The 11425-nt window shown below is 44.4% G+C and carries 11 protein-coding genes and 1 other RNA gene; 5 read left to right on the top strand and 7 right to left on the bottom strand.

Going from position 1 to position 11425, the window contains the following annotated elements; genetic code table 11:
* From ADA42_RS06695 to ADA42_RS06705, 3 genes are all read left to right on the top strand, one after another.
* Positions 1–1135, top strand: a 1135-nt coding sequence (locus ADA42_RS06695) for an HlyD family efflux transporter periplasmic adaptor subunit (protein ID WP_048764270.1), incomplete at its 5' end; no start/stop codon positions are given.
* Positions 1136–1141: 6 nt separating this feature from the next.
* Complete coding sequence (locus ADA42_RS06700; protein ID WP_004935520.1) at positions 1142–2674, top strand: DHA2 family efflux MFS transporter permease subunit; 1533 nt, start codon at positions 1142–1144, stop codon at positions 2672–2674.
* A 198-nt stretch (positions 2675–2872) separates the two neighbouring features.
* Positions 2873–4840 carry a gamma-glutamyltransferase family protein gene (locus ADA42_RS06705; protein ID WP_048764273.1) on the top strand — a complete coding sequence of 656 codons (1968 nt, stop codon included), beginning with the start codon at positions 2873–2875 and terminating at the stop codon, positions 4838–4840.
* 56 nt (positions 4841–4896) lie between these two features.
* Here the strand turns inward: ADA42_RS06705 and glpK are convergent, their stop codons facing one another.
* Entirely contained in the window at positions 4897–6384 is a 1488-nt protein-coding gene (glpK, locus tag ADA42_RS06710) for a glycerol kinase GlpK (protein WP_048764275.1), read from the bottom strand.
* Between the two features lie 130 nt (positions 6385–6514).
* On the opposite strand from glpK, the gene ssrA reads away from it, so the two are divergent.
* Together ssrA and ADA42_RS06715 are read left to right on the top strand one after the other, a co-directional pair.
* Positions 6515–6874, top strand: a transfer-messenger RNA (tmRNA) gene (ssrA, locus tag ADA42_RS17865).
* A 174-nt stretch (positions 6875–7048) separates the two neighbouring features.
* Positions 7049–8224 carry a tyrosine-type recombinase/integrase gene (locus tag ADA42_RS06715; RefSeq protein ID WP_048764277.1) on the top strand — a complete coding sequence of 392 codons (1176 nt, stop codon included), beginning with the start codon at positions 7049–7051 and terminating at the stop codon, positions 8222–8224.
* Here the strand turns inward: ADA42_RS06715 and ADA42_RS18570 are convergent.
* The 6 genes from ADA42_RS18570 to ADA42_RS06740 form a co-directional block, all read right to left on the bottom strand.
* Complete coding sequence (locus tag ADA42_RS18570; protein ID WP_004935533.1) at positions 8221–8391, bottom strand: hypothetical protein; 171 nt, start codon at positions 8389–8391, stop codon at positions 8221–8223. The two genes, ADA42_RS06715 and ADA42_RS18570, sit on opposite strands and share 4 nt — an antisense overlap.
* 1 nt (position 8392) lies before the next feature.
* On the bottom strand, positions 8393–8641 hold the full coding sequence (locus ADA42_RS06720) for a hypothetical protein (RefSeq protein ID WP_048764278.1): 249 nt from the start codon (positions 8639–8641) through the stop codon (positions 8393–8395).
* Positions 8634–9068 (bottom strand): hypothetical protein, encoded by a 435-nt coding sequence (locus ADA42_RS06725; RefSeq protein WP_241485688.1) that lies wholly within the window; start codon positions 9066–9068, stop codon positions 8634–8636. Before ADA42_RS06725 ends, ADA42_RS06720 begins: the two co-directional genes overlap by 8 nt.
* Positions 9069–9288: 220 nt before the next feature.
* A complete protein-coding gene (locus tag ADA42_RS06730) occupies positions 9289–9972 on the bottom strand; it encodes a putative quorum-sensing-regulated virulence factor (protein ID WP_048764281.1) in 684 nt (227 codons plus the stop codon).
* The gene (locus ADA42_RS06735; protein ID WP_048764283.1) at positions 9969–10994 is read right to left on the bottom strand and encodes an ERF family protein; all 1026 of its coding nucleotides are present in this window, start codon (positions 10992–10994) and stop codon (positions 9969–9971) included. The genes ADA42_RS06730 and ADA42_RS06735 overlap by 4 nt, the downstream gene beginning before the upstream one ends.
* A 16-nt stretch (positions 10995–11010) precedes the next feature.
* The gene (locus ADA42_RS06740) at positions 11011–11331 is read right to left on the bottom strand and encodes a hypothetical protein (protein WP_171249919.1); all 321 of its coding nucleotides are present in this window, start codon (positions 11329–11331) and stop codon (positions 11011–11013) included.
* Positions 11332–11425: the final 94 nt, after the last annotated feature.

Consider the following 11425-nt stretch of genomic DNA (forward strand, 5'->3'; position numbering starts at 1 on the left):
GACTGATTCTCCACAGCCTTCTGCATCCGATCAAAATGGGGATGCTTTAAAGGCGAAACGAAAGAAATTATTAAGTATTTTTGCTTTGGTGGTCATTGTTGCCGCGATTGTGTTTGGCATCTGGTATGTGTTTTTCAATCACACTGTGAATACCGATAACGCCTATGTGGGCGCCGACACTGCACAAATTACCTCCATGGTGACAGGGCAGGTGTCTGAAATTTTGGTCAATGATACCCAGCAAGTGCATAAAGGCGATATTCTGGTCAAAATTGATCCGCGAGATGCCGAAATTGCATTGGCAGAGGCCAAAGCAATGCTGGCCAAAGCACAGCGTACCTATCGTCAAACTGCTGCCAATGGACAATCTCTCAATGCACAGGTTCAGGTTAGTGATGACGGCATTGCCAGCGCACAGGCGCAAGTGTTAAAAGCACAGGCCGATTACAATAACGCCTTGGAAGAACTTAAGCGTCGTCAGGTATTGAGCGAATCGGGTGCCATTTCTAAAGAAGAATTAAGCACTGCCCAAACTGCATCGCGCACAGCCAAAGCGGCTCTTGATGTGGCCAAAGCCGCACTGTCGCAATCACAATCGAATCGTAATGCAGCACAGAGCACATTCGATGCCACACAGGCATTGATTAAAGGCACTTCTGAAGCTTCTGCACCGGATGTACTGAGTGCGCAAACGCAGGTTCAAAAAGCACAGCTAGATCTTGATCGTACCGTGATCCGTGCCACAGTCGATGGTGTGATTGCAGGTCGAAGCATTCAGGTGGGGCAGCGTGTTGCACCGGGTACTGTGCTGATGAAAGTTGTGCCAGTTTCGCAGCTTTATGTCGATGCCAACTTCAAAGAAAGCCAGCTTACTAAAGTACGTGTAGGCCAAGCAGCTACGCTGACCTCCGATCTATATGGCGATGACGTGGTATATCACGGAAAAGTCATTGGTTTTTCAGGCGGTACGGGTTCGGCATTTGCACTCATTCCTGCACAAAATGCCACGGGTAACTGGATTAAAGTGGTACAGCGTTTGCCGGTTCGTATTGCACTTGATCCGAACGAACTTAAACAGCATCCTTTGCGTGTGGGCTTGTCGATGGAAGCCACGATTGATTTGTCTAAGAAGTAAGTTCTCATGACAACCCAGATAAAAACTCCATTTGCTGAACTCAGCGGCGCACGACTTTTTCTGGCCGCCTTCGTGATCGCACTGTCAAACTTTATGGTGGTGCTCGATACCACGATTGCCAACGTTTCGGTGCCACACATTACGGGTAATCTGGCAGTTTCTGCCTCACAAGGCACGTGGGTAGTCACATCCTATTCGGTGGCCGAAGCGATCTGTGTTCCACTGACTGGCTGGTTGGCCAGCCGTTTTGGCACTGTGCGTGTGTTTGTCGCGGGATTGATCGGTTTTACCCTGTTTTCTTTTTTATGTGGCCTGTCGACCAGTCTTGAATTACTGGTGCTGTGCCGAATCGGGCAAGGTTTGTCGGGCGGCCCACTCATGCCGCTGAGTCAAGCCTTACTGATGCGAATTTTCCCGAAAGAACAGCACGCACAGGCCATGGGCTTATGGGCCATGACCACGGTATTGGGTCCGATTTTAGGTCCGATTTTAGGTGGGGTGATCAGCGACAATCTGTCATGGCACTGGATTTTCTTCATTAATATTCCGGTCGGAATTATTTGTGTCATGGCAACTTTACGGCTGTTACGTGTTGCTGAAACAGACACTATGCAATTGCGAATTGACCGAATCGGTTTGTTTTTACTGGTGCTCTGGATTGGCGCGTTACAGTTAATGCTCGATTTGGGACATGAGCACGACTGGTTTAGTAGCAGTCTCATTGTAAGTTTTGGAGTAATTGCGGTACTCGGCTTTATTTTGTTTTTGATCTGGGAAATGACCGATCAACAGCCTGTTGTGAATTTAAGGGTATTTAGGCACCGAGGTTTTACCGTTTCTGTACTGGCGCTGGCCTTTGGATTTGGTGCATTTTTTGGCAGTATCGTACTCATTCCTCAGTGGTTGCAAATGGATTTGGGGTACACCGCCACATGGGCAGGCTATCTGACTGCCACTATGGGGATTGGTAGTATTACGATGTCGCCAATTGTGGCCAAGCTGGCCAGCAAGCATGATCCGCGCGCATTGGCCTGTTTTGGCTTGATCTTGCTGGGTGTTGTGACCTTGATGCGTGCTTTCTGGACATCCGACGCCGACTTTATGGCTTTGGCATGGCCTCAAATCCTGCAAGGTTTTGCGGTGCCGTTTTTCTTTGTACCGCTCTCGAATCTGGCGCTAGCAGCCGTCGAGCCACATGAAATCGCCTCGGCTGCGGGACTCATGAACTTTTTGAGAACCATGGCCGGTGCAATTGGTGCATCGATTGCAGTTACCTTATGGGATGACCACGCCATTGTGTCGCGCAGTGAGTTGGTGTCAAAACTACAGCCGCAAGAGGTACAAAATACCTTAACGCAAAATGGATTTAGCACTGAAACAGCGCTGGGCACCATTTCCAATTTGGTTGATAAAGAATCGATTACATTGGCCACCGATCATGTTTTCTTGGTATTTTCATTGGTGTTTTTGGTGGCTGGTCTGATTATCTGGTTAAGCCCTAAACCAAAGCATATGATGGAAGGCCCACCGCCGCATTAAGTCATTTTTGTTTTGATCAAACGTGGCCGTATTGAGCCACGTTTTTATTGTTAAAGTAAAAAATAATAAAATTCAATGGTATAAAATAATATGCTAGAAAATTGATCGATTGATCAAAAAACATTGTATTTTTTCTCCATATTGGCTTCATAATTGCTGACACAGGACGTTCGATAACAAGTAAAGCATGGAGATTCAATGCAAAAAAAATACACCCTGATTCTTGGCGGGTTTTTAAGTTTAGGATTACTACACGGTTGTAACGATTCTAATGATCAAGAACAAACTCAAAACTACACCATCACCGACAATAATCCCAATAGCTGTAATCAGCTCGCAAGTAATGGCTCAACGGTAGTCGTGGGGAGCGGGCAGGCAGGCGATCCATCAGCGCCCGAGCCAGCATCGGCTTACCGTTTGGGGCTTAAGGCCAAAACATCAGATCAATATATGGTGGTTGCCAATACACCACTTGCGACCAAAGCTGGCTGTGATGTTTTAAAAGCCGGTGGGAGTGCAGTGGATGCTGCGATTGCTGTACAGGCAGTACTGGGCTTGGTCGAGCCGCAATCAAGTACCATTGCCGGTAGTGCATTTATGATGTATTACGATGCAAAAACTCAAAAAGTGACGGCATACGATGGTCGTGAAACGGCACCTGCGGCTGCCAATGAATATTATCTGGTTCGACAAAATATTGACGATGCCAGCTCATCAGCACCTGTACCTAGCGCAAGACGCAGTGGACGTTCAATTGGGGTGCCTGGCGTGATGCGCATGCTGGAAATGGCACACAATGAGCATGGCAAACTTAAATGGAATCAGTTATTTGACAATTCGGTACAACTGGCTGAAGGTGGCTTTAAAGTACCGGGACGTCTAGCGGCAGCCATTCAAAGCAATGCAGCATCGTTAGCTCTCGATGCCAATGCAGTCAAAACCTTTTTTCACCCAGATGGAACGGCCTACGCTGTGGGTGAAACCATGACCAATCAGGACTATGCCAGAACCATCCGTACGATTGCGGCCAATGGTGCACAGGCGATGTATTCAGGCCCGATTGCACAGGCAATTGTAAATAAAGCCCAGCAAAGCGTAGGCGATGATGCAGCCAAAACTCCGATTACGCCAAGCTTGATGACACTCAATGATTTGTCGAACTATCAGGCTAAAAAGCGTGATGCGATCTGCTTTACGTATCGTAGCCAGTATCATGTATGTACCATGCCACCGCCGTCGTCAGGAGGGATTGCAGTGGCTCAGACGCTGGGAATTTTAGAGAATTTTGATCTTGCATCATATGCGCCAACACAGCCTGAAAACGAAGGCGGTGTACCAAGTGTCATGGGCGTACATTTAGTGTCTGAGGCTGAGCGTCTGGCGTATGCCGATCGGGATAAGTATGTAGCAGATACCGATTTTGTGGCTTTACCAGCACAAGGTATTAGCAGCATGATTGATAAAACTTACCTGAAAAAACGCGCTGGATTGATTAACACTGAAAAATCGATGGGCGTTGCTACTGCTGGTGATTTTAATAGTAGTGCCGCAATTGATAAAACAGTGGAGCATGGCACCACCCAATTTACTATTGTGGATGCCTATGGAAACGTGGTTTCCATGACCTCTACAGTTGAATCGAGCATGGGTTCGTTCCATATGGTCGATGGATTTTTACTCACCAACCAGTTAACCGATTTTAGCGCACAACCGATGGACAGTTCTGGCAATTTGGTGGCTAATCGTGTTCAGCCAAACAAGCGCCCAAGAAGTACCATGGCACCAACATTGGTATTTAAGGGAACTGCGCCGGGCGACTTTTATATGGCTACAGGTTCACCGGGCGGTGGAACGATTATTCAATATGTGGTGAAAACCTTGGTGGGTGCGCTAGATTGGAAACTCGATGCACAGCAAGCGACCTCACTGGTAAATTTTGGCGCAACCAATAGTGCTACCACCAATGTCGACAGCTCTAATACATCGTTAGATTTAAAAGCGCTTGTGGCAGGACTGGAAGCCAAAGGCCATAAAATCAATTCCGCTGCGCAAAGTAGTGGTGTTGCTACCATTATGCGTATTGCTATGCAGAACCAAAAAGCGAAGTACGTTGGTGGTGTAGATCCGCGCCGTGAAGGTATCGTTTTGGGCAATGGTGCGTTGTAATCAAAAGCCTCTTTTTAACTGTAAAAAAAAGCTGCAATTCGTTGCAGCTTTTTGAATTAAATTAACTCAGATTTTGCGCGTTTCAGTGCCTGATTCCACTCAAACAATCGTGATTCACGTTGATCTTGCTGCATGGCAGGTTCAAAGGTACGATCAAGCTGCCAAGAGGTAGAGATTTCATCCAGATTTGAAAACACGCCCGCTTTCAAACCCGCCATGGCAGCAGCGCCCCATGCGGTCGATTCAAGCATTTTGGGCCGAAGTACGGGTACATTTAAAATATCGGCCTGAAACTGCATCAGCATATCGTTTTGACTGGCGCCACCATCAACGCGTAATTCTTTAAGCGGTTGAGACAAATCAGATTGCATGGCACACAGCACATCCGAAACCTGAAAGGCAATCGCTTCAAGTGCAGCGCGTGCAATATGCGCTTTTGTGGTTCCGCGTGACATTCCACATAGTAGTGCTCGGGCTTCGCTGTCCCAGTGAGGGGCACCAAGTCCGGTAAATGCAGGCACCAAAATTACGCCGTCACTACTTTTGACTTGCTGCGCCAATTGTTCGACCTGTGCACTGTTTTGAATAATTCCAAGTCCATCCCGTAGCCATTGTACAATTGCTCCAGCCATAAATACGCTGCCCTCAAGCGCATAGCGGGTTTGATTTTGGCATTGCCACGCCAAGGTAGTCAGGAGCTGGTTTTGGCTTAATTTGAGGTGGTCGCCTGTATTGAACAGCATAAAACAACCAGTGCCATAGGTATTTTTGGCTGCCCCTGCATCGAAGCACGACTGACCAAACAACGCAGCTTGCTGGTCGCCTAAAATACCAGTAATGGGAATGGTACTGCCGAGTAAGCCAGGTGCCGTGTCTGCAACGTAGGCGTCTGACGAAATAATCTTGGGCAGCATTTGATGGGGGATATTAAACTGAGCCAGAAGTTGTTCGTCCCATGTTTGTGTTGAAAGATTCATGAGCATGGTACGAGAGGCATTACTGGCTTCAATAATATGCTCGGCACCTTGGGTTAGATTCCATACCAGCCAACTGTCGATGGTGCCAAACGCCACATGGCCTTGTTCGGCCAGAGCACGAAGTCCGTCAATATGTTCGAGTAACCACACCAGTTTGCCTGCACTAAAATACGGATCGATGCGTAGCCCAGTTTTTTGCTGTACGGTATCCAGCATTTGCTGTTCGATTAAATGATTGCACCACGATGCAGCACGCCGATCTTGCCAGACAATCGCTGGCGCCAAAGCTTTGCCTGTGCGTTTGTCCCAAACCACAGTAGTTTCGCGCTGATTGGTTAGCCCTAAAGCTTTAATATCTTTGGCCAGAAGATGAGCGGAAGCCAACGCTTGCTGGATGACAGCAATCTGACTAGACCAGATCTCATTGGCATCTTGCTCCACCCAGCCAGAATGCGGTGTTTTAATACGGGTTTCGCGCTGAGCAGTGGCATGGATATGACCTTTTTCGTCAAAAATAATGGCGCGGCTAGAGGTGGTTCCTTGGTCGAGTGCAAGCAAGTAGCTCATATTTTTATAGTGATGGTCTTGAAAAATAAAATAGTAGCTCAATTATCAGGTTAAATACATGACTGCTGTTTAGTTGGTTATAAATTGCATAGCAATTTTTCAGGGTTGTGCTATAGTGTAAAACTCATCTGGGGATGTTATTGGCTTCGACGCTGGTGATGAAGCTCATAGATGCATGCCGAGAGCGCATTTTCTCTCGTAAATAAAATTTGCATTTTTATAGTCGCAAACGACGAAACTTACGCTCTAGCTGCCTAAGGGCAGCTTGTCCGCTTCCTAGAATACTTGTGGTTTAGGAACCCGACCGAAGCGCACGCACACAAGTCCGTATAGAGTCAAGCCTCGGGGCTTTATACCAAACTTAGAGGATCGCGCCTTGTACCCTGTTCGTCGGGTCGCTTGGTGTTAAATCAATAGACGATATCTAAGCATGTAGTATTCTCGAGTGTAGTGCTGGCGGACGCGGGTTCAACTCCCGCCATCTCCACCAAATACTTAGATCAAAGTTAATCACATACGATTAGATTTGATTAAAAAGCCTTAAATCTTAACGGTTTAGGGCTTTTTTAATGCCTTTTGCTTAGTCATTCTTAATTCACCTTGATCATTGATAATCAAACTTTATCACGATAAGCTGTTATACAAATGTTATACGGTATAACACATGCTTTCGGATGCTCAGGTAAAATCTCTAAAACCTAAAGAATCGCGCTACTCAGTGGCTGACGGTGAGGGCCTTAACGTTTCTGTATTTCCGAATGGGAAAAAGAAGTGGGTTTTGTCGTACCGTAAGAATGGAAAACAAAATCAAAAAATGCTCGGTGAATATCCCGAAATGGGATGTAAAGAAGCCAGGATGCAGGCAAGGCAATTAAAACAAGAGATTCAAGGCAAAGTTGCAAACTCACCACCAGTCCGTGAGGTTGTAAAAGAGTGGTTGGCAATCATGAAGTCTCAGTGGACCAGTGCGAAATATTACTACACCGTTGAATACCGGCTTAACTATCTTACTGAGGATATTAAAGATCTTCCGATCGATGAAGTTGAAAGAAAACACATATCCAAAAAAATTAAAGAGATCGTTGCAAAGGGCACATTAGAAACAGCAAACCGGGCATTAAGACTTGGTAAACAGGTTTTCGATTTCGCAATAGCTTCAGATTATACGGATCGCAATCCGTGCACACTGGTCGAGGACGTTATTCCAGATTACGAGTCAGATAGTCATCCATGTTTACCTGCGGGCGAAATGCCTGAGTTTTTTAAACGTATGCATGCAAGTCAATCAAGCTCGATAGTTAAGATAGCTATGCTTCTTGTTTGTTATACGGGTACACGTATAACGGAGTTATTAAAAGCCCGATGGGATTCAGGTGAGATTGATTTTGAAAACAAGGTCTGGATTATTCCTGCGGATCGCATGAAAAGAAGAAAGGAATTAATGGTGCCATTGGTACCGCAAATCTATTCGTTGTTCAAAGAGCTGGAAAGTGTAAAAACTGATGAAGGGTATATCTTTAAAAAGCGTGGTAAACCATACGAGCATATGACCTCTGAGGCTGTTCTTACTATGATCAAGCGTATGGGTTATGAAGATACCATGGTGACACATGGCTTCAGATCACTTTTCTCTACCCATGCAAATGAAAGTAAATTGTTCCGTGGTGAAGTCATCGACTATCAAATTGCTCACGTTAATAAATCAACTAAGGCGGATAAGACAAGCAAAATTTACAACCGTGCTGAGTATTGGGATGAACGAGTTGAACTTATGACTTGGTATGCGAATGAAGTGGAAGGATGGCTTGATAATAATGAAATTAAAAATAAAGGCGCTTAATTAGCGCCTTGAATTTCTACTTTGATTTTTTCAACTGATTGTGAAGTCCATCCTTTATAAGTTTTGGATTCACGATCTGGCGGGTACTTTTCCAAATAGTATTTTTTAAATGTATTTGGAGCCATACCAAGCTCTTTTGCTAACTGTCTTAAAGAATACCAAGACATATCAACCTCCTTCAGCTTCAATCGAAGTGCCTTCATAAGTTCCATCGCCACCACAGTTTAGGCAGTGCGTGTAAACACCCAAACCATCTTCTTCTTCATCTGGACTAAAGTTTTCAGGAATCTCACCAGTGAAGACAGTTCCATCAATTGGTTTTGTGTGCACGTGCGGTGCAAGGCCGTAGTAAGGAAAAATACATCCACCGTTACCATCGTCACAAATTTCACAGTTCTTAACTTGTAGTTCACTCATGACTGTTTTCCTCTGCTTCACCAAAAATAGGTACAAGCATGCAAATTTGACAAGGAATAACACCGCCACCGTCTGGATGTGGATCATGCCAAAGTTGACCATGCTCATAAATCACAGAATGCATATGCCCACGTGGTGAGATGCCAGCCACTAAGTGCTTTGTTCCAATTGCCTTGCTAACCTCAATAACCCAGTTTTGATCTTGCTCATTTGGATTTTTATCAACACCAAGATTCAGCATCCTGTATCCGTGTTGGCGAAGAAAATAGTTAAGATTGTCTTGATATAACGTACCGGTGCCTGGTGCATTAGGATGATTTACATCAATGCCTTCCCAAAAATTTGGAACATCTTCGATACTTAAACCAAGTAATGTTGCAATTGTTGCGCCTTCACAATTTCCACCTAAACCAGTTACGGTCTGCATAACCTTTTTCATTAATCCCTCTCTTGTGCATAATTTTGCGCATAAATATGATTTATTTGACTTTATGTGCAAATAGTTGCTCATTTTCTCCAGCAAGCTTCTTTAAACTTGGCATCAAGAATTAATGACTCAATTTCTGAAGCATTCACATTTTGAAAGTAATGATCCATCTTGGTACCAAAAACAATGAGGATCCTGCTACGTGTAGAGTAGTGAAATTTCATACTGCCTCCAGTGCAGCGCGCAAATAAGGGTCAACGTCACTTTGTCTAAGGAACCAGGAAACGTAATCCGAAGGCAGTTTTTTAATAGGCTGGCCCTTGTATTTACCAACGGGCATTATTTTCGGAATTTTTGCATCCTCAGAAGCGAGATATAAGCTTTCAAGATCTTGGATATCCAGTTCTCGGATAATACTTTTCAAAATAAAACCTGTGAGCATGACATCTGCTTTAGCGCTATGTGCTTCGCGTAGTTTTTTGCGAGCGATGTCATTGCCTTCCATCAGCATGTAAGTCAAAGCTGATATGTTGTGAGCTTCTGCAGCTGGCCAAACTATGCGTGCAAGTGCTAACGTACAAATCGGTTTAACATTGGAGATATCCACGCCTGATCGCGTGATAGCATCAATGTCATACTTGATATTGTGACCGCATATATATTCAATCTGATCACTGAGCTGAAACGTTTTGCACGAAGGCATATCAACCAGATCACATTCTAAAATGTGGTGCACGGCCATAGCAGCAAATGAAACAGGTTGGCCACAAGAATAACGTTGCTCAAATGCCTGGTCAGCGTAAATGCTGGCACTGCCACCTTTAAGATCAAAAGGTACATAAGCAATTTCGATAGGCAGGCCATTTAAAGTATTTGTTTCTGTATCTAAAATAACGGCATTCATGGTTGCAATTCCTGTCTGGCCAGATCTTCAATGTATCCTTTGAACTCTTCGAGATTAGCGACCGGTATCTTAGTCAATGCGTTAATTCCAAGATGATCACACACCCCTTTAACATCGAGGCCACGTTCAGCAATAAAAGCCTGTAGTTCATCTCGTTGGTGAGCAGTGATATACAAATTTTTGTTCATCTGTTCATTTGAAGAAGAGCGCTGGGCTGTATTTGCACCAGTAGTATGATTGCTGGTAGCTGAATTATTTTGTGAACTGGCCGCATTAGTATGGTGACCATTTGCAGAATTAAGATACTGCTCAATCTCAGCGTACTTTTTCTGGCAAGCTGGATTAAGCGCATTATAAAACTCAGGAAACTGACCTATAACGTTGTCAAAAAACTGAATAGCTTCAGGTAATGATGTCGAAATAGGCAGATCTTCAATCTGCTTGATCGCACGATCACAATCAGCCTGAGTTACTACGCGATTGTTTTGAGGATTCCGATATTGCTGACGATTCGCCTTTTGCTGTTCTTTCTGAATGTTTTCATTTGTGATTGCATCCAGATCATTTTGAGAGTCATCGATCATCAACAGGTTGCAAAGCGCATATTTCTTTGCATAGCTCTGATAGACAGCATATTGCTGTGTTCGAGTGATCTTTTTGTTGTTACTTAGATCTCGATCAAAATCATAACTGGCCACACCTGGTAACTCGCAGCGCATATATGTTTGATCTTTAAAAACGATATATGCATAAATTTCAAAACCACTTTCCACGTCAAATTTACGCATAATTACTGAGCATTTATGCTTAAGTAATACGGGTTTTAAAGCTTCTTGAATGTCTTCAGCAGAGCGATATTTATAACCACCACCAAAATCATTGGTGTGAACCTTTGGTGCCTTAAGTTCGTTGATAACTTTAATAAAAGTCGGGTGGTGAAATACCTGTTCAATGCCAGGTAAATCAAGATGGCTTTGAGTATTCGATATACTCAACACACTGGAATCTATAGCTGCATTCATAATAATTTACCTCAACTTATGCGTTGGAACGAGCATTGTTATAGGCAATGCGTTGATTTTTGCTGTAAGGGGTTCGCTTGAAGCAGTCTTTGGAAAAGATTTGCCCACGTTCCTTGTTCCGTTGTTTAGTAACTTCTTCCTTAAGATTACGCAGGATCCAAGGCTTGTCTTTCAAAAGTCTTTCGCTAGCTGGAACTGAACCATTTTCAGATTCGATACGGATGTCAGTGAATGCCCAGTTTGTTGAAAAAGTCTGTGGACCAAGGCGAACGTGATAACGGCCCTGGTCGTCGCGTGTAATGAATTCACGAAAAGGGGTTGTATAGCGCTTTTGCATCACACACCTCCGGCTAAGTGTTTTTTCTCAATGTATGTTTCGATGAGAGTAATGATGTTTCGATGATCTTCACTGACAGTGAAGTCGTGGTACT

Source organism: Acinetobacter sp. 243_ASPC (assembly GCF_001054715.1).
Lineage (GTDB): Bacteria > Pseudomonadota > Gammaproteobacteria > Pseudomonadales > Moraxellaceae > Acinetobacter > Acinetobacter soli.

Excerpts from the sequence above, each read along its gene's own strand:
- ADA42_RS06700 (WP_004935520.1), top strand. The coding sequence starts at position 1,142 with ATGACAACCCAGATAAAAACTCCATTTGCTGAACTCAGCGGCGCACGA.
- ADA42_RS06705 (WP_048764273.1), top strand. The coding sequence starts at position 2,873 with ATGCAAAAAAAATACACCCTGATTCTTGGCGGGTTTTTAAGTTTAGGA.
- glpK (WP_048764275.1), bottom strand. The coding sequence starts at position 6,384 with ATGAGCTACTTGCTTGCACTCGACCAAGGAACCACCTCTAGCCGCGCC.
- ADA42_RS06715 (WP_048764277.1), top strand. The coding sequence starts at position 7,049 with ATGCTTTCGGATGCTCAGGTAAAATCTCTAAAACCTAAAGAATCGCGC.
- ADA42_RS18570 (WP_004935533.1), bottom strand. The coding sequence starts at position 8,391 with ATGTCTTGGTATTCTTTAAGACAGTTAGCAAAAGAGCTTGGTATGGCT.
- ADA42_RS06720 (WP_048764278.1), bottom strand. The coding sequence starts at position 8,641 with ATGAGTGAACTACAAGTTAAGAACTGTGAAATTTGTGACGATGGTAAC.
- ADA42_RS06725 (WP_241485688.1), bottom strand. The coding sequence starts at position 9,068 with ATGCAGACCGTAACTGGTTTAGGTGGAAATTGTGAAGGCGCAACAATT.
- ADA42_RS06730 (WP_048764281.1), bottom strand. The coding sequence starts at position 9,972 with ATGAATGCCGTTATTTTAGATACAGAAACAAATACTTTAAATGGCCTG.
- ADA42_RS06735 (WP_048764283.1), bottom strand. The coding sequence starts at position 10,994 with ATGAATGCAGCTATAGATTCCAGTGTGTTGAGTATATCGAATACTCAA.
- ADA42_RS06740 (WP_171249919.1), bottom strand. The coding sequence starts at position 11,331 with ATGCAAAAGCGCTATACAACCCCTTTTCGTGAATTCATTACACGCGAC.